The sequence below is a fragment of the Jannaschia sp. M317 genome (assembly GCF_025141175.1).
Classification (GTDB): domain Bacteria; phylum Pseudomonadota; class Alphaproteobacteria; order Rhodobacterales; family Rhodobacteraceae; genus Jannaschia.
In genome coordinates this window covers 2,059,072-2,078,626 of record NZ_CP081155.1, presented here as the reverse complement: position 1 = coordinate 2,078,626, position 19,555 = coordinate 2,059,072, and the positions used below count along the sequence as shown (strand labels likewise).

Genomic DNA, 19,555 nt, shown 5'->3' with positions numbered 1-19,555 from the left:
AAAGGGCCCCCGAAGGGGCCCTTTGCCATACTGTGTCGGACGTCAGTGGGCGACAGCCCCCGCCGCACCCTGCCCTGCCGCGCGGGCAGCAAGGGCGGCGGCCTCTTCGGCGGCTTCGTCCCATTCGATGCCTTCCGGCCGCGCCACCAACGCACGGTCCAGAACCTCGGACACATGCTTGACCGGTACGATTTCCAGGCCTTCCTTCACGCTGTCAGGCAGCTCGGCCAGATCCTTCTCGTTCTCTTCGGGGATGAGAACGGTCTTGATCCCCCCGCGCAGCGCAGCCAGCAGCTTTTCCTTGAGCCCGCCAATGGGCATGGCGTTGCCGCGCAGGCTGACCTCACCGGTCATCGCCAGATCCCGGCGCACCGGAATGCCGGTCAGCGCCGAGACGATCGAAGTGACCATCGCCAGACCCGCAGACGGCCCGTCCTTGGGTGTGGCCCCGTCGGGCACGTGGACGTGGATGTCCATCGTGTCGAACTTGGGCGGTTTCACCCCGATCTCGGGCGCGATGCTGCGAACATAGCTGGAGGCGGCGTCGATCGACTCCTTCATGACATCGCCCAGCTTGCCGGTGGTCTTCATGCGGCCCTTGCCCGGCAGCTTGATCGCCTCGATGTGCAAAAGATCGCCGCCCACGCTGGTGTAGGCCAGGCCGGTGACGACACCGACCTGATCCTCCATCTCCGCCAGGCCGTAGCGGTATTTCTTCACACCCAGGTAATCATCGAGGTTGTCCTCGGTGACGGAGATCGCCTTTTCCTTCTTGCCGACGATCCGGGTGACGGCCTTGCGCGCGACCTTGGCGATTTCCCGCTCCAGGTTTCGCACGCCCGCCTCGCGGGTGTAGACGCGCACCATGGCGGTCAGCGCCCCGTCGGAGATCTCGAACTCGCCCTTGCGCAGGCCGTGGTTCTTGACCTGTTTGGGCAGCAGATGCGCCTTGGCAATCTCGACCTTTTCCTCCTCCGTGTAACCGGCAAGCGGAATGATCTCCATCCGGTCCAGAAGCGGGCCGGGCATGTTGTAGGAGTTCGAGGTCGTCAGGAACATCACGTCCGACAGGTCGTATTCGACCTCCAGATAGTGATCGACGAAGGTGCTGTTCTGCTCGGGATCCAGAACCTCCAGCATGGCCGAGGCAGGATCGCCGCGCATGTCCTGACCCATCTTGTCGATCTCATCGAGCAGGATCAGCGGGTTCGTCGTCTTGGCCTTTTTCAGCGCCTGGATGATCTTGCCCGGCATGGACCCGATGTAGGTCCGGCGGTGGCCGCGGATCTCGGACTCGTCGCGCACGCCGCCGAGGCTGATGCGAATGAATTCGCGCCCCGTGGCCTTGGCAACCGATTTGCCCAGGCTGGTCTTACCCACGCCCGGCGGGCCGACAAGGCACAGGATCGGCCCCTTCAACTTGGCAGACCGGGCCTGAACGGCCAGATACTCGACGATCCGTTCCTTGACCTTTTCCAGGCCATAGTGATCCTTATCAAGGACTTGCTGGGCTTTGTTAATGTCCTTCTTGACGCGCGACCTGGTGCCCCACGGGATCGACAGCATCCAGTCGAGATAGTTGCGCACGACGGTCGCCTCGGCGGACATCGGCGACATGTTCTTGAGCTTCTTCAGCTCGCCTTCGGCCTTGTCGCGGGCCTCTTTCGACAGCTTCGTCTCGGCGATGCGCTTTTCCAGCTCGGCCACTTCGCCTTCGCCATCCTCGCCGTCGCCCAGCTCCTTCTGAATGGCCTTCATCTGCTCATTCAGGTAATATTCGCGCTGCGTCTTTTCCATCTGCGACTTGACGCGCGACTTGATGCGCTTCTCTACCTGCAGGACGGACATCTCGCCCTGCATCATGCCGAACACCTTTTCCAGCCGATCGGACACGGTCAGCATCTCCAGAAGCTCCTGCTTCTGCGCGACCTCGATGCCCAGGTGGCCGGACACCAGATCGACCAGCTTGGCCGGGTCATGGGCCTCGGCGACGGTTCCCATCGCCTCTTCGGGGATGTTCTTTTTGACCTTGGCGTAGCGCTGGAACTCGTCTGCGACGGATTTCATCAGCGCTTCGATGGTCGCCTCGTCGCCGCGTTCCTCTGGCAGGATCTCGGCAGAGGCTTCGAAATACTCAAAGTTTTCGACGAACCCGGTGATCTGCACGCGCTTGCGCCCCTCGACCAGGACCTTGACGGTGCCATCGGGCAGTTTCAGCAATTGCAGCACGTTGGCCAGCACGCCCACGCGGTAAATGCCCTCCGCTTCGGGTTCATCGACGGCGGGGTCCATCTGGCTCGACAGCAGGATCTGCTTGTCATCGCCCATGACCTCTTCGAGGGCCCGGACCGATTTTTCCCGACCGACGAACAGCGGGACGATCATGTGCGGGAACACCACGATATCGCGCAACGGCAGGACGGGATGGGTGGAACTTGTCATGTCTGTCTTTCCTTTCGCAAAGGTCCCCTGCCCCTGATGCGGCAGCCTGAGGACCTTCCGTTCTGGGCGATACAGGTGGGGACGCCTGAGCTTCGCGTCAATGTGCGGGTTTCGTTCCCGTCTCTTGCAGCAGTTTGCCCGTCCGCCCCGGCAGGCACAAGAGAGCGCGCGCAGCCAAGGTTACATTCACCAAAAATCCAGAGTTTCCGACCATATTGATGCCCAATTCCCGCGCCAGACTGTCTTCAATCCAACGCTATCGTGACCAGTGACCCCAAGGCCAGAACAATGACCCAGCAGACCACCTTTGACCGCGAGATGGCGGCATCGACACCGGTAACCCTGTCGAATTCGGACTATCTGTCCCACGCCGCGCGGGCCTCGGGCCGGTCGGTTCTGGACGTCACGATGGAATTCAAGAAGCTGGAACGCGGCCCCGGTCGCCTCGCCCTTCCCGAATACGTCTTTTACGGTCTGCACCACGCGGACCGGTTCGATGCCGATGATCGCGCAGCCTTCGTGTCCGAAGCGCTGCACTGGCCCATGGTCCATGCCGTCAACCCGCGCGGTTGGAACGCAGCGGCCGAGGAAAAGACGCTGGCCGGCCTGATCCTGGCGGCAGGTGGCGTGCCCGTGCCGGAGACATTGGCCGTCTTCGACCGGTCCGCCCGCCTGCACCCCGGCCTGCCCTCGGTCACGTCGGCCGACGGGCTGCGCGACCTCGTCCTGGCCGAAGGCGGCAAGGGCCTTTTCGGCAAGGACCTGTCGGGCATGTCCAGCGCCGGGGCCTTCCGGATCGACGCTGCCGACCGCGATGGCGTCACCCGCAGCGGGGCCCCCGCGACGGACTGGGACCGTTTCGTGGCCGACGCAATCGGAGACCGCGCCTACCTGCTGCAACGGCAGGTGCACAACCACGCCGCGATCACCCCCTACGCAACGGCACTGGCCACCGTCCGCGTCGCGATCTTCATGATGCACAACGGGCCGTGCGTCCGTCATGCCGTGATCAAACTGCCCCAGGGCCGCAACATCGCCGACAACTTCTGGCGCGCTGGCAATCTGGCCTGCGGCATCGACATCGACAGCGGTCGCGTCATCCGCATCGCCCGCGATGGCGGGTCGGAGCTGGAATACCTCGCCGATCATCCCGAAGTGCCGGGCCTGATGGGTCTGGACCTGCCGGACTGGGACCATCTGCACGACGTCGTGTCCCGCGCGGCGCGTCTGTTTGCCCCGCTGAAATATCAGACGATGGACGTGGCCCTGACGCCGGACGGGCCCGTGGTGGTGGAACTCAACGATGGCGGGTCGTTCAAATTGTTGCAGACCGGGCTCGGCTGCGGAATCGGGACCGAGGATTTCCATCGGTTCTTCGCGCCCGCCGCCGCCCGGCAGGACCCACCCAAGCGCGGTCTCGGTGCCCTGCTGCGACGCGCCCGCGGCTGAGGCCCCCGCCCCGACTAAAGCCGGTCGATATCTCCATCGGCCCTTTGCGCATGGAATGCGGCCTGCCAATCGGCAAAGGTCCCCGCTTCGATGGCGTCGCGCATGCCCTGCATGATTTCCTGAAAATAATGCAGGTTGTGCCAAGTCAGCAGCATCCCCGCGATCATCTCCTTGGCGCGTGTGACGTGGTGCAGGTAAGCACGCGAATAGCCACGACAGGCGGGACAGGTGCAGGTTTCGTCCAGCGGACGCGGATCGTCTGCGTGGCGCGCATTGCGGATGTTGACCTGTCCGCGCCGGGTCCAGGCCTGGCCCGTGCGCCCGGACCGCGACGGCAGGACGCAATCCATCATGTCGACGCCCCGCGCCACCGCCCCCACGATGTCGTCGGGCTTGCCCACCCCCATGAGATAGCGAGGCTTGTCCGTCGGCAGCTGGTCGGGCGCATAGTCGAGGACGTCGAACATCGCCTCCTGCCCCTCGCCCACGGCCAACCCGCCAATCGCGTAGCCATCGAATCCGATGCCGCGCAGGGCTTCGGCGCTTTCGGCGCGCAAATCCTGTTCCAGCCCGCCCTGTTGGATCCCGAACAGCGCGTGCCCGGGCCGGTCGCCAAAGGCGTCCCTGGACCGCGCGGCCCAGCGCATCGACAGGCGCATCGATTCGGCAATGCGGTCCCGGTCGGCCGGAAGGGCGGGACATTCATCGAAACACATCACGATGTCGGACCCCAGCAATTGCTGAATCTCCATCGAGCGCTCGGGCGTAAGGCTGTGTTTCGACCCGTCGATATGGCTTTTGAAGGTCACCCCGTCTTCGGTCAACTTGCGCAGCGCGCCCAGGCTCATGACCTGAAATCCACCCGAATCCGTCAGAATGGGGCGATCCCAGTTCATGAACTGATGCAACCCGCCCAGCCGGTCGATCCGTTCCGCCGTCGGCCGCAGCATCAGGTGATAGGTATTGCCCAACAGGATATCGGCCCCGGTTTCGCGCACCGATCCCGGCAGCATTGCCTTGACCGTGGCGGCGGTGCCGACTGGCATGAAGGCGGGCGTTCTGATTTCGCCGCGTGGGGTATGGATGGTGCCCCGGCGCGCCTTTCCATCGGTGGCAGAGACCGCGAAACTGAATGACTTGTCCATGATCCCTCCTGACGGATGCGCAGGATGGGGGCCGTAGCACGGCACAAAGGCAGGGAAAAGCGCAGCAGCAGACGGGCGAAAGGGGCGCGGCACTCACTCCACGCCCCTCAGCCGTTCAGGCAACCGCCCGATCGAAAGGAAAAATTCTACGTGCTGAAGTGTGGTTTCAGTAGCGCAAATGCTGCGACGCCGCATCCCCCTTGTTTGGGGGGGGCAATCCCTTGGGCCCCTGCCCTTTACCCCGCCACGCGCAATCCTTATGTTTTCAGTCAAGAAAGCCCGCGCGCGGGCCTCAGCCCCACCGGAGACAGCCATGAGCCCCGACACGACCCCTGCCGATGCCCCGCTGGAAGGCGCGCCCCTGATCGCGCCGTCGACGACGGATCACCCCCTGCACGAGCCGATCGTCGACGCCTGCCGCAGCGTCTTTGACCCGGAAATTCCGGTAAATATCTTCGACCTCGGTCTCGTCTATACCATCGACATCAATCCCGAGAATGATGCCCGCATCATCATGACCCTGACTGCCCCCGGCTGCCCCGTCGCCGGTGAGATGCCGGGTTGGGTCGCGGATGCCGTGGCCGCCGTGCCGGGCGTGCGCACCGTCGATGTCGATCTGACGTGGGAGCCGCCCTGGGGCATGGAAATGATGTCTGACGAGGCACGTCTGGAACTGGGGTTCATGTAACCCCGGCCCCGGTCTTGCGGAACAACGCCCGGTTCCGGGCGTTGCAACCGTATGACCAGCACCCGTCTTCGCCGCTTTTTCGCTACCTGCATCCTGTGTCTCGGGATCCTGCAGGCCCTGACCGTCGGCCCCGCCCGGGCCGAGGATCCCTGGTTTACCGTCGACAGTCTGAATACCGGGCTGGCCGCGCCGCTGCCTGCATCTGACCTGCGCACGCCCCGCGCCGTGATGCAGACCTTTCTGGACGCCGCCGCCAAGAAAGACTGGAACCGCGCGGCCCGCACCCTTGATCTGGCCGATGTCGTCCCCGAGGCGCAAGCCGCGCGCGGGCCGCTGTTGGCGCAGCAATTGTATTCCGTCATCGACCGCAAGGCGGTGCTGGATTGGTCCGCGCTCAACGGGCGCCCGGACGGCCTGCAAGTGCTGGGCAGCCAGCAAGAGGTCCAGGCCGGAGAGCCGCGCCGCTCGCTCCTGCTCCGAGAGCTGGATCTGGACCCCGTGCCGTCCGCTATCCGACTGACCCGCGTGAAGGCGGGCGAAGATGGCGATCCGGTCTGGATGTTCGACCGGGGCACCGTGGCCGATGTGCCCGCGCTCTTTGCGCGCTACGGCCCCTCCGAGTTCGAATCCAGCCTGCCGCCCGTCCTGCTGGGCGACGCATTCTGGGGCCTGATGTGGTGGGAACTGATCGGCCTGCCGGTTCTGGTCCTGGTGGCGGGCCTGGTCTGGGTCGGCCTGTCCCGCGCGGTCACCACCCTCGCGGCCCGTGCCGATCGCCCGATCACCTCGCGGATCATCTCGGCGGTCAACACCCCGCTGCGGATCGCCATCGTCACCTGGCTCGTCTGGCTGTTCACCAACGATGTCTTTGTCTTTTCTGGCCAGATCGACATCTTCCTGGCACCCGCAATCGCAATCGGCTTCGTCACCGCCGCGCTTTTGCTGATCGTCAACGTGATCGAGGCGGCGCTGGATCACCTGGTGGCACCCGGTGACGATATCGACCTGACCATGTCCGAACGCCAGGATGCCCGGACCATGGCGACCAAACTGAACGCGGCCAAACGTATCCTGGTCATCGTGGTTTTCCTGTTGGGCGCAGGGGTGGTGCTGTCGACCGCCGACCTGTTCCGCAGCTTCGGCATTTCACTGCTGGCCTCCGCCGGCGCGCTGACCCTCGTGCTGGGGTTCGCGGCGCGCGACGTGCTGAGCAACATCATGGCCTCGCTTCAGATCGCGATGAACCAGTCGGCCCGCGTGGGCGACCGCATCGTCTACAAAGGAGAGCTGTGCCACGTCGAACGCATCCACATGACCTATGTGCAGCTGCGCGATTGGGACGGCACCCGCGTCATCGTGCCGGTCGAGCAATTCGTCTCCGAGACCTTTTCCAACTGGTCGTTGCAGGACCCCGCCATGCTGCGCATCCTCAAATTCAAACTGGCCCCGACCGCCGATGTCTCGAAACTGAGGGACGTGTTCATGGCGATCCTGGACGAGGTGTCCGACACCGATCTGGGCGAGGAGCTGGGCGAGAGGGAAGCCGCCTCGGTCAACGTGGCCGGTCAGGACGTGTTCGGTGTCGATGTCTGGTTCTCGGTGCCCTGCGCCGACCCCAACACCTCGTGGGAGGTGGCCTGCACGATCCGCGAACGTCTGATCGTCGAGGCGCGCAAGATCGAAGAGGCAAGCGATGCGCCCGTCTTCCCCGATGTGACACCCGCCGAAGCCGCATGACCGCCGCCCCTTGAGCCGCCCGGCCAGCGCCCTTAAGTTGTGGGCGAAGGAGTGCCGCCCATGTTCGCCATCCCCGGCCAGTCCCCCGTCACGGTGACCCCCGCCGCCGCAAAACAGATCGCCCGCCTCATGCAAAAGCAGGAGGCAGCGGGCCTGCGCATCGGCGTCAAGAAAGGCGGCTGTGCGGGCATGGAATACACCATGGACTACGTGTCCCAGGTCGAAACCCACGACGAGGTCGTCGAGGTCGAGGGCGGGGCCCGCGTTCTGATCGCCCCCATGGCGCAGATGTTCCTGTTCGGCACCGAGATCGACTACGAAACCTCGTTGCTGGAATCAGGCTTCAAGTTCCGCAACCCGAACGTCGTCGACGCCTGCGGTTGCGGTGAATCGATCAAGTTCGACGAAAGCCTGACGCAGAACGGCTGACCGCCCGTCGCGTGAAATTCATCGCTTTGTCATCGGGCCGTCATCGGTGCCGAGGATTGCAGCCAGGTCTTAACAAACCGAGGCTGACATGCTCCGCACCCTTTCCGCCGCGCTCCTGATCACTGGCGCCGCCCTGCCCGTTCTCGCTCAGGACACGCTGACCTATGGTCCGCGCCCTGCCTACCTGATCGACAAGCTGGATGATGGCGCGCTGAAGACCAAGCTTCAGTCCTGCCTGGGCCAGATGCCCCAGACCTCCAAGTTTTCGATCGGGCATCGTGGCGCACCGCTGATGTTCCCAGAGCACACCGTGGAATCCAACGTCGCCGCCGCGCGCATGGGGGCGGGCATCCTGGAATGCGACGTGACCTTTACCAAGGATCATGAGCTGGTCTGCCGCCACGCGCAGAACGACCTGCACACCACCACCAACATCCTGACCACCGATCTGGCCGAAACCTGCAACGTGCCGTTTACCGCCGCAGACGGTGAAACGGGTGCCAAGGCCGAATGCCGCACCTCGGAAATCACCCTGGCCGAGTTCCGCACGCTCGCCCCCAAGATGGACGCCTCCGACAGCCGCGCGACCACGCCCGAAGCCTATCAGGGCGGCACCGCCGATTACCGCACCGACCTGTTCGTGGATGGTGCGACCCTGATGACCCATGCCGAAAGCATCGCGCTGTTCGACAAGCTGGGCGCGGATTTCACGCCCGAGCTGAAGACCCCCTCGGTCGAGATGCCGCACAACGGCTTCTCTCAGGCCGACTATGCGCAGAAGATGGTCGATGAATACGTGGCCGCGGGCATCGATCCGTCGCGCGTCTGGCTGCAAAGCTTCCTCAAGGAAGACATTCTCTACTGGATCGAGAGCGCGCCGGAATTCGGGCGTCAGGCCGTCTATCTGATGGATGAATACGACATCGAAGGCTATTCGCCCCACGATCCGGCCACCTGGCCCGACACCATGCAAGAGCTGAAGGCGCAGGGCATCAACTACATCGCCCCCCCGATGTGGATGCTGGTGACCACCGAAAACGGTGCCATCATTCCCTCGGCCCTGGCCAAGGCTGCGAAAGAGGCCGATCTGGGCATGATCACCTGGACGCTGGAACGGTCCGGCCCGCTGGCCGGTGGCGGCGGCTGGTATTTCCAGTCGATCGAAGAGGTCACCGACAACGACGCCGTCACCTACGAAGTGCTGGACGTGCTGGCGCAGGACGTGGGCGTCGTCGGCGTCTTCTCGGACTGGCCTGCGACCACGACATTCTACGCGAACTGCATGGGTCTCTGACGCGGGCCAACGCCCAACTTGCGCCGGAATACGCGCGCCCCTCGCGGGGCGCGCGTATTTTGCTTCGGGGCTACGCAATCGCTGCCTGCATGCTAGAGACGGGAAAATCGCCAACGGAAGGACCCGACCGATGCCCACCAAGTACGCCGCCGGAAACTGGAAAATGAACGGAACGCGCGCCGCCCTGGCCGAAGCCGAGGCGATTGCCAAAGGCGCACCGGACGGCGCGGTCACCCTGATCTGCCCGCCCGCGACCCTGCTGGCGGCGATGCCCGAAAGCTTGGCCTCCGGCGGTCAATATTGCCACCCGAACACGTCGGGGGCCCATACCGGTGACCTCTCGCCCGAGATGCTGGCCGACGCCGGGGCCACGTTCTGCATCACCGGCCACTCCGAGCGCCGCACCGACCACGGCGAAACCGACGCCCATGTCCGTGCCCAGACCGAAGCCGCCTGGCGCGCCGGTCTGACCGCGATCCTGTGCATCGGCGAAACCCTGGATCAGCGCGAGGCCGAGCAGACCATCGCCGTTCTGACCGAACAACTCGACGGCTCGCTGCCCGATGGGGCCACGCCCGAAAACACCGTCATCGCCTATGAGCCGGTCTGGGCCATCGGCACCGGCCGCGTCGCCACGCCAGACCAGGTGGCCGAGGTGCACGATTTCCTGCGCGGCAAGCTGGGCGCGGATTTCGCGCTGCTCTACGGCGGATCGGTCAAGGCGGCCAATGCGGCCGAGCTGTTTGCATTGACCAATGTGAACGGTGCCCTGGTCGGCGGGGCCAGCCTCAAGGCTGCGGATTTCCTGCCCATCGCCGAGGCGCTCGCCGCGTCCTGACGGAAACGACGCAGGGCGGGGAAATCCCCGCCCTGCACCCCAATCCTGCGATAGCTGCCGCCCTTACCGCGCCGCGCGCGCCTCGCAGAACGCCAGGTCCAGCGAATTCGCGCCCCCATTCGCGCAGTTGATCTGCGGTCCCATCACCGAGTTCGGCAAATAGGTCGAGATCGCGGGGATGTAGGTCACCAGGATCAGGAACACGAACAACACCGCCAGGAACGGGGCCGCCGCGCGGACGACCGACATCATCGACATCCCCGCCACGCCCGACGTCACGAAGAGGTTCAGACCCACCGGCGGCGTGATCATCCCGATCTCCATGTTGACCACCATGATGATGCCCAGGTGGATCGGGTCGATGCCCAGTTGCAGCCCGATCGGGAACACCAGTGGTGCCACGATGACCAACAGGCCCGACGGCTCCATGAATTGACCGCCGATCAGCAGGATGACGTTGACCACGATCAGAAAGGTGATTGGCCCCAGACCCGCCGACAACATGGCCGCCGCGATGGACTGCGGGATCTGCTCGTCGGTCAGCACGTGCTTGAGGATCAGCGCGTTGGCGATGATGAACATCAAGGTCACGGTCAGCTTGCCGGCGTCCAGCAAGGTGTGCCGCGTGTCCTTGTGCCACAGGGCCGTCACCAGGGCCCAGGGGGCCTGCAGCAGCGACTTGGGCGTGCCCTGAACCGGACCTGCGACTGCGGCGGACAAGCTCTGGGTTTCCTTCGCGGCCAGCGGGCCGATGTCGCGATAGACAAAGACCGCCACGATGAAGGCATAGACAGAGGCCACGGCCGCCGCTTCGGTCGGCGTAAAGATCGCCTTGGTGATGCCCGGCACACCATAGATCCCGACCATGATGATGACGATCAGCATCAGACCCCAGAAGGCCTCGCGGAACGACGCCCAGATCTCTCCCCAACCGGCGAACTGCCCCTTGGGCATGTTCTTGATACGGGCAAAGACGTAGATCGTGATCATCAGCATCAGACCCGCCATCAGGCCCGGAATGACGCCTGCCAGGAACATCCGCCCGACCGACACATCGGTGGCCGAGGCATAAACGACCATGACAATCGACGGCGGGATCAGGATGCCCAGCGTGCCCGCGTTACAGATAACGCCTGCGGCGAATTCCTTGGTATAGCCCGCCTGCTTCATCGCCGTGATGACGATCGTGCCAATGGCGACCACGGTGGCGGGCGACGACCCGGACAGGGCCGCGAACATCATGCAGGCAAAGACACCCGCAATCGCCAGACCGCCCCGCAGGTGCCCCACGCAGGCCACCGAGAACCGGATGATCCGCCGCGCCACACCGCCCGTCGACATGAAGGACGAGGCCAGGATGAAGAACGGGATCGCCAGCAGCGTGTAATGCCCGGCCATCGCTTGATAAAAACTCTGGGCGATGGACCCCAGGGAGGTGTCGGAAAAGGCCAGCAGGAAAAAGATCGAGCTGAAGCCGAGCGAGACGGCAATCGGCACACCGATCAGCAAAAGCCCCACGATCATGACGAAAAGAAGGATGACTTCCATGGTTCAGGCCCTCCCGGCCTGGGGCGCGTTGGCTTCGGCCTCGGCGCGGTGCTGGGCGGCGACTTCCTCGACGGCGTCTTCTGCCTCGTGGCTGACGATCAGCCCGCTGCGCAGACCGCGCGCGACTTCGATGACGGCCTGCACGACCCGGAACAGGATCAGGCCACAGCCGAACGGCAGAATGACGTAGGGAATGACGCGGGGCAGCTTTTCATATTCTTCGCCCTGGTTGATCAGCGGCTCCAGCCAGCCAAACAGCCAACGCATCGGCGGCACCTGATCGGTCACGAACCAGGCCTGATCGCGGGTCTGCTCGAACCCGGTGGGCAACCAGCGGCCCGAGGTCCGCTCCAGCGCGGCGAAGGGCGCCCAGTAATCCCAGGCGCCTTTCATCAGGAACACCGCATAGGCGATGGTGACGGCCCCGGCCAGCAGCGCGCAGATGCGCTTGCCCCGGCTGGGCAAAACATTGGTCAGGGCATCGACGCCCAGGTGCGCCGTCACCTTGAAACCGTAGCTGACCCCGAAAATCACGAGCCATGCAAAGAGGATCAGGATCACCTCCAGCGACCAGATCAACTGGCTGTTGAAGACATAGCGCAGCACGACGGCCAGAAAGGTCAACAACGTCATCACCCCCAGCAGGAGCGCGATCGCGGTTTCTTCCAATGTGTGAATGGCGCGGCCCAGACGGCCCTTGGGTTCATAGCGCTCGGCCATGGACGTCCCCTCCCCTCGAACGGAGGTCCGGGGCCATCGCGGCCCCGGACGATATCATCAATCGCGGACGATCAGTTGTTGTAGCTGACCGCGGCGTCGATGTTTTCCTGACCGATGCTGTCGGCGAACTGCGCCCAGACCGGCTTCATCGCTTCGACCCAGGCGGTCCGCGATTCCGGCGTCAGTTGACGCACGACGCCACCGGCGGCGATGATCGCTTCCTTGGCCTCTTCGTTGACGCGGGTGGACTCGGCGTTCCGGGCCTCGGTCACTTCGGACAGGATGGTGGTGAACTGGTCGCGCACCTCCGGCTCAAGGCTGTCGAGCCAGTCGACCGAGGACACCACCAGATAGTCGATGATGCCGTGGTTGGTCTCGGTCACGCCGTCCTGCACCTCAAAGAATTTCTGCCCGTAGATGTTGGACCAGGTGTTTTCCTGCCCGTCGACAACACCGGTCTGCAACGCGCCGTAGACTTCGGAGAAGGCCATCGGCTGCGGGCTGACGCCGATTGCTTCCATCTGGGCCACGATCACGTCGGACGGCTGGACGCGGAACTTGAGTCCGGCGGCATCGCCGGGCATTTCCAGCGGCTTGTTGGCCGACATCTGCTTCATGCCATTGTGCCAGAACGCCATGCCCTGAAGGCCGCGACGCTGCATGGAGTTGAGCATCGACTGGCCATCCTCGGACAGCTGGAAACGGTCGACGGCGTTGATGTCCTCGAACACGAACGGCAGGTCGAACACTTGGAAAACCTTGGTAAAGGCCTCGAACTTGGACAGTGACGGCGCGGCCAGCTGGACGTCGCCCTGCAGCATCGCCTCAAGCACCTGATCATCGTTGTACAGGGTCGAGTTCGGGAACACCTCGACGCACATCACGCCGTTCATCTCTTCGTTGACCCGCTCTTGCAGCAGGCTGGCAGCGATGCCCTTGGGGTGGCGGTCGGTGTTGGTGACGTGGGCAAACTTGGCCACGATCTCACCGTCGTCGCAGGCGGCAAAAGCGGCCTGGCCGGTCATCGTCAGGGCCAGCGCGGTGGCGGCAGTCGTCAGATATTTCATGTCTCTTCTCCCTATACGCGCCCCTCCGGCGCGCTCACGGGTGTAAGGTAACAGGGTCGTGAAAGCACGAAAGCGCCTCGTTTCCCGGCGATGTAAAATCAGAAAAAACAGATGCTTGAACGACGGGCTGGGAATAGTTCCCTGGACGCGTGCGGATTTCCGCTCGCCCCGTTGCCGCTAACTGTGCGGATTCCCGCACACCGTGGGACGGGTCAGTCAGGCCGATAGTCTTCGGCCTTCACCCCGTGGCGCGCCAGTTTGTCGTAGAATGTCTTGCGCGGCAGGTCGAGGTCGCGCGCCGCAGCGCTGGCCGCACCGCGATGGCGGGTCAAGGTCTCGATCAGGATCGCGCGTTCAACGGCGCGCATCCGGTCGGCAAGCCCCGCAGTGCCGCGCGGTGCCTCCTGCTCCATCCCCATGGCAAAGCGCATGGCGTGGTTCATCAACGCCCGCGCATTGCCGGGCCAATCCCGCGCCATCAACCGCGCCTGAAAATCAGGGGGAACCGACGGCACCGGCAGATCCGCCTGTTCGCAGGCCTGCGCCAGATAGTGACGAAACATGACCGGAATGTCGCTCGGCCGTTCGCGCAGGCTGGGGATGCGCACCTGCAACCCCTCCAACCGGTAATAGAGGTCACCATCCAACACCGACAACAGCCCCGCCGGATCGGTGTTCGTCGCGGCCAGCAACCGCGCGGCCTGCCCGTCTTCGATCAGGTCCGACAGGATGAATTGCAGCTCGCGCGGCAGGGCCTCTATCTTGTCCAGAAACAGGCTGCCCCCCTGGGCCAGATGCAACGCTTCGCTCAGCGCCTCGCGGTCCAGCGCCGGCGCGCTGCGTTTCACAAAGGGCCCGGCACCGCGCGGGGACAGCAGGTGAATGACCTCGGCCACCTTGGACGTGCCCACGCCCGCCTCACCATGGATCAGGACGGCCCCGGTGCCACGGGCCACGGCGCGGGCCGTTTCCCGCAGATGCTCCGCCTCGGGCGACACACCGTACAGAATCCGCGCCGCCGCATCGCCCCCCTCCAGGGCACCGCGTGCCTTGCGGGCCGCCAGGGTCGAGGCCCGCAAGCCCAGCGCCCGGCGCAACACATCCAGCAGATCGTCCGGCTCGCAAGGCTTTTCCAGAAAGGCAAACGCCCCCTCGGTCATGCCCCGCACCGCCGAGGGCACGTCCCCCTCGCCGGTCAACAGGATCACCGGCAGGTCCGGATCGACCCCGCGCGCGTAACTGAGCAGGTGAAACCCGTCGCGTCCGGGCATCCGCACGTCCGACAGGATCACGCCAGGCAAGGACCGCGTGATCCGGTCCTTGGCTGCCACAAAGCTGTTCACCGCCGTCACCGACAGGTCCGCCAGCTCCAGCGTCTGTTCCAGCGCCTCGCGCACATGGGCGTCGTCTTCTACCAGCAGGATGTCGGTCACGCGGCTTCCTCCACAGGATCGGCGGCGATCAACTCGACGGTGAATTCCGCGCCGCCGTCCGGCGCGTTGCGCCCCGCGATCCGTCCGCCAAAGCCGGACACGATGCCGTAGCTGATCGACAGTCCCAGGCCCAGACCCTGCCCCACCTCCTTGGTTGAATAGAACGGGTCGAAGATGCTGGCCGGGTCGGCCAGTCCGCGGCCGCTGTCACGTACGGTGAACCGGGGCGGGGCTTCGGTCAGGGTGACTTCGACGCGCCTTTCTGCCTGATCCTCGGTCGCGTCGACGGCATTGGTCAACAGGTTGACCAGAACCTGCGCCAATCGCACCTCGCCGCCCATTGCCCAGACCGGGCCCGTGGGCGCGGTCACCCGCGTCTCGACCCCTTCGCCCGCGCGCCGTGCTTCGGTGATTTCCAACGCCGAGGCCAGAACCGCGCACAGGTCCGTCGGCACCGCCGGCTCTGGCTCTGCGCGGGCGAACGCGCGCAGGTTCCGGATGATCCGCCCCATGCGCCGCGCCAGATCCGCGATCCGCGACAGGTTGCGCGCGGCCGCCTCTGTGTTGCCGCGTTCCAGAAAGGTCTCTGCGTTGCCCGCGAACGATCGCAGCGCCATCAGGGGCTGGTTCAGCTCGTGACTGATCCCCGCCGACATCTGCCCCAGGGCCGACAGCTTGGACGCCTGCACCAATTCGGCCTGCGCCCGCGTCAACGCGGCCTCTGCCTCGCGCCGCTCGCGCACTTCGCCCTTCAGGCGGGCGTTGGCGGTCGACAGCTCTGCGGTGCGCTCGGCCACGCGCGCTTCCAGCTGGGCGTTGGCCAATGCCAGCGTCCGACGTCGCGCCCAAAGAAAGGCCAGTGCCGCCCCCACGACCATAAGGACCGCACCAACCGCCACGGCCTGCGCCAGCGCCAGGCGCTGCGCGGGGTCGATATCAACCAGGATTTCCGCCGTCAGCCCGATCACCGGCAAGGGCAGCTCCAGATGCAGCGCGTTGCGGGGGACATAGCGCCCTGCCTCCAGCCGGCGTAGATCCAGACCCCGCATCGGCACACGCACGCCCTCAGGCGCCTGGCCGCGCAGCTCCTCGCGGTTGGTGACCAGCACCCGGCCCGAGGGATCGCTGAAATAGATCGCCTGCGGTTGGCCGCGCCAGGACCGCTCGATCGTGGGCAACGACCTGTTGACGACCACCGCGCCCGCGACCTGCCCGTCGCGGGCGAAAACAGGGGCGGCGTTGATGAATTCCCGCCCGTCCGGCGACGGCCCATAGCCAAGCGCGCCGTGGGTGGCACGTTCCAGCCAGATGGCGGTGGGGGCCGCCTCGGCAGAGCCGCTGGCCGACGCGCTGACCCGCCCGTCCGGCCGCATCAGGACGATATCCGAGGCCCCCGCCCGATCCGCCGTTGCCCGCAACAGCGATGCGACCTGCGATGCCTCGGCCTGCCCGGTCAGGCTGTCCAACACGCGGGGGTCATCGGCCAGGTGCACCGACAGATCGCGCGCGCGCTGCAATTCCAACACCAGCCGGTCCGCGGCAAGGCTCAGGTCCGACCGCCCCTTGGCCGCCGCTGCGTCCAGCCCGGCCCCCAGTGTCGTCCACCAGACGACAGCAGCCACGCCGAAGACGGACGCCAGAAACCCGGTTATGATCGCCAACCTGTACATGACCCCACGATAACAGGCACGCTGTCCGGGGAAAGCCCGCTTGACCCCGCCCCGCGGGACGGGCCACCTCGGCGGATGCAACGCCTTGACCAATCCCCGACCGATCCGGCCTTTGTGCAGGACCCCTATCCGTTCTACGATCGTTTGCGCGCCGCCGGGCCGCTGGCCTTCTGGACGGAGTACGACATGCCCGTCGCTGCGGGCCACGCGGCGGTCAGCCAGTTGTTGCGGGATCGCCGGTTCGGGCGCGAGAATCCCTTCCCGCCGCCCCGCCCACCGCATCAGGCCGCCTTTTGGGCGGTCGAGGATCACTCCATGCTGGAGCTGGAGCCGCCGCGCCATACCCGCCTGCGCGCCCAGGTTCTGCGCGCCTTTACCTCGCGGCGGATCGCGGCGCTGGCCCCAGAAATCGACGCGTTGTCCCATGCCTTGATCGACGCCTTCCCGGCAGGCGATTTCGACTTGCTGGACGCTTTTGCGCGGCCCCTGCCGGTCCGTGTCATCGCGCGCTTGCTGGGCGTGCCCGAGACGGACGCGCCGGATCTATTGCGATGGTCCAACGCCATGGTCGGGATGTATCAGGCCCGCCGCACCCTTGCCGACGAACGCGCCGCTGCAACCGCCGCCGCCGAGTTCACCGCCTATCTGCTCGACATTTTCGCCGCCAAGCGCCGGGCACCGAGCGACGACCTGATTTCGCAACTGCTGCGCGTCAGCGACGACGGCAAGCTGTCACCAGAAGAGGTGACGACGACCTGCATCCTGCTGCTCAACGCGGGTCACGAGGCCACGGTCCACACCCTGGGCAACGGGATTGCCGGGCTTTGCGCCGCCGGGCTGTGGGGCAGCCAGATCTCGGAGCCGGTGGTCGAAGAAGTGCTGCGCCACGACGCGCCGCTTCATATGTTCACCCGCTACGCGCTGGAGGACATCGACATCATGGGCCATCGGTTCGCCAGGGGGCAGCAGGTCGGTCTGTTGCTGGGCGCCGCCAATCGCGACCCCGAAGTCTATGAGACGCCCGCCCGTTTCGATCCGAGCCGGTTCCCCGGCCCGCCTGCGTCGACGTCCTTTGGCGCGGGTCTGCATTTTTGCATCGGCGCCCCGCTTGCGCGTCTGGAGCTGCTGGGCGGGTTGCGCGCCCTGTCCGAACGCTGTCCGAGCCTGACTGTCTCGGAGCCGCCGCGCTACGCGGACATCTATCACTTTCACGGGCTGGGTGCGCTGAAGGTACGCCTGCCGTAAATAACATCAGACACAGCCAATTTTCTGAAATTTGCCACATTCTCGAACTTAATTTGCCTAGCCGCACTTCGACACAGGTGCCAACGCAAATTCAAACCCGAGATTCGCATGTTTTGGACACCTTGGACGCCCCCTCCGATCAATATTCAGATCCCCGACTGGCTGCTGAACCCTGTCCCACGCGGGCCGGTAATCGTTCCCTCGCCCCCCGAAGAGGGACGTGATCAGCCGGCCCAGAACGGGCCGCCCGATCATGCAAATGCACATGGCCGACGCAACGATGACGAAGATCGGCAGGATCAGCACCAAGAAGGTGGCGACGAACAGCCCGCCGCGGGCCCCGACCAGGCACCGCACGCCGGTGGCGATGAACAGGACGCCGGGCCCGACGAACAGCCGCCTGCCGGTGGCGAGGTGCCTGCACCGCCGGTGCCCCTGCCCGCGCCCCTGCCGGGTCTACGCGGCACCGCAAATCGTGACCTGATGACGGGCACCTCCGCGGGCGATCTGATCTTTGGCCTTGCCGGCAACGACCGCATCGACGGAGAGTCGGGTGCCGACACGCTGCATGGCGGAGCGGGCGATGACCAGTTGCGCGGCGACGACGGCAACGACAGCATCATCGGCGGCGACGGGGCCGACAATATCGACGGCGACCGTGGCAACGATCGGCTGTTCGGCAACAACGACAACGACACCATCGACGGCGGCAAGGGCCACGACAGCCTTTGGGGCGGTGCCGGAAGCGACAGCCTCGATGGTGGCGACCACAACGATTTCCTCGACGGTGGCGCGGGGGCCGACACCCTGCGCGGCGGCGATGGGGCCGATACCCTGCGCGGCGGTGCCGATGCCGATTTCCTCGACGGAGAGGACGGCCACGACACGCTTCACGGTGGCTCCGGCGACGACAGCCTGCGGGGAGGCGATGGCCATGACGCCATCCACGGCAACAACGGCAACGACACCATGGACGGAGAGCGGGGCAATGACCGGCTGTTCGGTGGCCAGGGCGCGGACGTGATGACCGGTGGGTCCGGTCACGACAAGATGTTCGGCCAGACCGGGAACGACACCATCGACGGCGAGGCCGACAACGACTCCATCTGGGGCGGCGCGGGCGAAGACTCGCTTTCGGGTTCGGGCGGTCATGACAATATCTATGGCGGGGCCGACGATGACCTGCTGGACGGCGGTCATGGCAACGACAAGCTCTGGGGTGACAACGGCAACGACATGATCGTCGGTGGCCTGGGCCGCGACATGGCCTGGGGCGGTCACGGGACAGATACGCTTTATGGCGGGCGCGAAAACGACACGCTGATGGGCGGGGACGACAACGACCTGCTGTTCGGCGAACACGGCAACGACCACCTGCATGGCGGGTCCGGCGCAGATACCATCACCGGCGACGTGGGTCACGACCGCATCACCGGTGGGGCTGGCGGCGATCATCTGGACGGAGGCAAGCACAACGACACCATTCTGGGCGACGTGGGTGACGACACCATCCTTGGTGGCGACGGCAACGACAACCTTCTGGGTGGTGGCGGTGCCGACGTGATCACCGACGGTCGTGGCAAGGACAAGATGTGGGGCGGGGCCGACGCCGATACCTTTGTCTTTGTCGCCGACGGCACCCGTGATCGGGTCCAGGATTTTCAGGCAGGCCTTGACGATATCCACATCGAGGGCGGCAGCTATTCGGACCTCACGATCATCGACACGGCCGGAGGCCACGTCCTGATCACCGGCCTAGCCGGGGACGAGATCCTGCTGCTCGACACCAACAACCGACTAGAGGCGGCAGAGCTGACCGAAGACGTCTTCACCTTCTTCTAGTCCCGTCC

General features: G+C 65.3%; 15 protein-coding genes. 8 read left to right on the top strand and 7 right to left on the bottom strand.

Translation table 11 applies throughout. From position 1 onward, the window contains the following. Window positions 1-42 precede the first annotated feature (42 nt). Window positions 43-2,442, bottom strand: a complete 2,400-nt coding sequence (lon, locus tag K3551_RS10680; RefSeq protein ID WP_259913102.1) for an endopeptidase La — start codon at window positions 2,440-2,442, stop codon at window positions 43-45. A 288-nt stretch (window positions 2,443-2,730) separates the two neighbouring features. Between lon and K3551_RS10675 the strand changes: the two genes are divergently transcribed. Next, entirely contained in the window at window positions 2,731-3,891 is a 1,161-nt protein-coding gene (locus tag K3551_RS10675; protein ID WP_259913100.1) for a sugar-transfer associated ATP-grasp domain-containing protein, read from the top strand. Window positions 3,892-3,905: 14 nt separating this feature from the next. Here the strand turns inward: K3551_RS10675 and tgt are convergent, their stop codons facing one another. Continuing rightward, on the bottom strand, window positions 3,906-5,036 hold the full coding sequence (tgt, locus tag K3551_RS10670) for a tRNA guanosine(34) transglycosylase Tgt (protein WP_259913098.1): 1,131 nt from the start codon (window positions 5,034-5,036) through the stop codon (window positions 3,906-3,908). Between the two features lie 313 nt (window positions 5,037-5,349). On the opposite strand from tgt, the gene K3551_RS10665 reads away from it, so the two are divergent. The 5 genes from K3551_RS10665 (at window position 5,350) to tpiA (ending at window position 10,022) form a co-directional block, all read left to right on the top strand. Further along, on the top strand, window positions 5,350-5,724 hold the full coding sequence (locus K3551_RS10665; RefSeq protein WP_259913096.1) for an SUF system Fe-S cluster assembly protein: 375 nt from the start codon (window positions 5,350-5,352) through the stop codon (window positions 5,722-5,724). Between the two features lie 51 nt (window positions 5,725-5,775). Then, window positions 5,776-7,461, top strand: a complete 1,686-nt coding sequence (locus K3551_RS10660) for a mechanosensitive ion channel family protein (protein ID WP_259913095.1) — start codon at window positions 5,776-5,778, stop codon at window positions 7,459-7,461. A 60-nt stretch (window positions 7,462-7,521) separates the two neighbouring features. Beyond that, a complete protein-coding gene (locus K3551_RS10655; protein WP_259913094.1) occupies window positions 7,522-7,890 on the top strand; it encodes an iron-sulfur cluster assembly accessory protein in 369 nt (122 codons plus the stop codon). Window positions 7,891-7,978: 88 nt separating this feature from the next. Further along, window positions 7,979-9,184 (top strand): glycerophosphodiester phosphodiesterase family protein, encoded by a 1,206-nt coding sequence (locus K3551_RS10650; protein WP_259913093.1) that lies wholly within the window; start codon window positions 7,979-7,981, stop codon window positions 9,182-9,184. Window positions 9,185-9,314: 130 nt separating this feature from the next. Continuing rightward, window positions 9,315-10,022, top strand: a complete 708-nt coding sequence (gene tpiA / locus K3551_RS10645) for a triose-phosphate isomerase (RefSeq protein ID WP_259913092.1) — start codon at window positions 9,315-9,317, stop codon at window positions 10,020-10,022. A gap of 63 nt (window positions 10,023-10,085) precedes the next feature. Here the strand turns inward: tpiA and K3551_RS10640 are convergent, their stop codons facing one another. The 5 genes from K3551_RS10640 to K3551_RS10620 form a co-directional block, all read right to left on the bottom strand. Continuing rightward, window positions 10,086-11,570, bottom strand: coding sequence for a TRAP transporter large permease (locus K3551_RS10640; protein WP_259913090.1), 1,485 nt, complete (start codon window positions 11,568-11,570; stop codon window positions 10,086-10,088). 3 nt (window positions 11,571-11,573) lie between these two features. Beyond that, the gene (locus tag K3551_RS10635) at window positions 11,574-12,290 is read right to left on the bottom strand and encodes a TRAP transporter small permease (RefSeq protein WP_259913088.1); all 717 of its coding nucleotides are present in this window, start codon (window positions 12,288-12,290) and stop codon (window positions 11,574-11,576) included. Window positions 12,291-12,361: 71 nt separating this feature from the next. After that, window positions 12,362-13,357 (bottom strand): DctP family TRAP transporter solute-binding subunit, encoded by a 996-nt coding sequence (locus K3551_RS10630; RefSeq protein ID WP_259913086.1) that lies wholly within the window; start codon window positions 13,355-13,357, stop codon window positions 12,362-12,364. A gap of 212 nt (window positions 13,358-13,569) precedes the next feature. After that, window positions 13,570-14,790 carry a sigma-54 dependent transcriptional regulator gene (locus K3551_RS10625; protein ID WP_259913084.1) on the bottom strand — a complete coding sequence of 407 codons (1,221 nt, stop codon included), beginning with the start codon at window positions 14,788-14,790 and terminating at the stop codon, window positions 13,570-13,572. Continuing rightward, a complete protein-coding gene (locus K3551_RS10620; protein ID WP_259913082.1) occupies window positions 14,787-16,460 on the bottom strand; it encodes an ATP-binding protein in 1,674 nt (557 codons plus the stop codon). Before K3551_RS10620 ends, K3551_RS10625 begins: the two co-directional genes overlap by 4 nt. 75 nt (window positions 16,461-16,535) lie before the next feature. On the opposite strand from K3551_RS10620, the gene K3551_RS10615 reads away from it, so the two are divergent. Together K3551_RS10615 and K3551_RS10610 are read left to right on the top strand one after the other, a co-directional pair. Beyond that, on the top strand, window positions 16,536-17,705 hold the full coding sequence (locus K3551_RS10615) for a cytochrome P450 (protein ID WP_259913079.1): 1,170 nt from the start codon (window positions 16,536-16,538) through the stop codon (window positions 17,703-17,705). Between the two features lie 108 nt (window positions 17,706-17,813). Continuing rightward, window positions 17,814-19,547: a calcium-binding protein gene (locus tag K3551_RS10610; RefSeq protein WP_259913078.1), complete on the top strand. Its 1,734-nt coding sequence runs from the start codon at window positions 17,814-17,816 to the stop codon at window positions 19,545-19,547. The last annotated feature ends 8 nt before the right edge of the window (window positions 19,548-19,555 follow it).

What these genes read in the sequence shown, in the direction of transcription:
- lon (WP_259913102.1), bottom strand. Translation starts at nt 2,442, where the DNA reads ATGACAAGTTCCACCCATCCCGTCCTGCCGTTGCGCGATATCGTGGTG.
- K3551_RS10675 (WP_259913100.1), top strand. Translation starts at nt 2,731, where the DNA reads ATGACCCAGCAGACCACCTTTGACCGCGAGATGGCGGCATCGACACCG.
- tgt (WP_259913098.1), bottom strand. Translation starts at nt 5,036, where the DNA reads ATGGACAAGTCATTCAGTTTCGCGGTCTCTGCCACCGATGGAAAGGCG.
- K3551_RS10665 (WP_259913096.1), top strand. Translation starts at nt 5,350, where the DNA reads ATGAGCCCCGACACGACCCCTGCCGATGCCCCGCTGGAAGGCGCGCCC.
- K3551_RS10660 (WP_259913095.1), top strand. Translation starts at nt 5,776, where the DNA reads ATGACCAGCACCCGTCTTCGCCGCTTTTTCGCTACCTGCATCCTGTGT.
- K3551_RS10655 (WP_259913094.1), top strand. Translation starts at nt 7,522, where the DNA reads ATGTTCGCCATCCCCGGCCAGTCCCCCGTCACGGTGACCCCCGCCGCC.
- K3551_RS10650 (WP_259913093.1), top strand. Translation starts at nt 7,979, where the DNA reads ATGCTCCGCACCCTTTCCGCCGCGCTCCTGATCACTGGCGCCGCCCTG.
- tpiA (WP_259913092.1), top strand. Translation starts at nt 9,315, where the DNA reads ATGCCCACCAAGTACGCCGCCGGAAACTGGAAAATGAACGGAACGCGC.
- K3551_RS10640 (WP_259913090.1), bottom strand. Translation starts at nt 11,570, where the DNA reads ATGGAAGTCATCCTTCTTTTCGTCATGATCGTGGGGCTTTTGCTGATC.
- K3551_RS10635 (WP_259913088.1), bottom strand. Translation starts at nt 12,290, where the DNA reads ATGGCCGAGCGCTATGAACCCAAGGGCCGTCTGGGCCGCGCCATTCAC.
- K3551_RS10630 (WP_259913086.1), bottom strand. Translation starts at nt 13,357, where the DNA reads ATGAAATATCTGACGACTGCCGCCACCGCGCTGGCCCTGACGATGACC.
- K3551_RS10620 (WP_259913082.1), bottom strand. Translation starts at nt 16,460, where the DNA reads ATGTACAGGTTGGCGATCATAACCGGGTTTCTGGCGTCCGTCTTCGGC.
- K3551_RS10615 (WP_259913079.1), top strand. Translation starts at nt 16,536, where the DNA reads ATGCAACGCCTTGACCAATCCCCGACCGATCCGGCCTTTGTGCAGGAC.
- K3551_RS10610 (WP_259913078.1), top strand. Translation starts at nt 17,814, where the DNA reads ATGTTTTGGACACCTTGGACGCCCCCTCCGATCAATATTCAGATCCCC.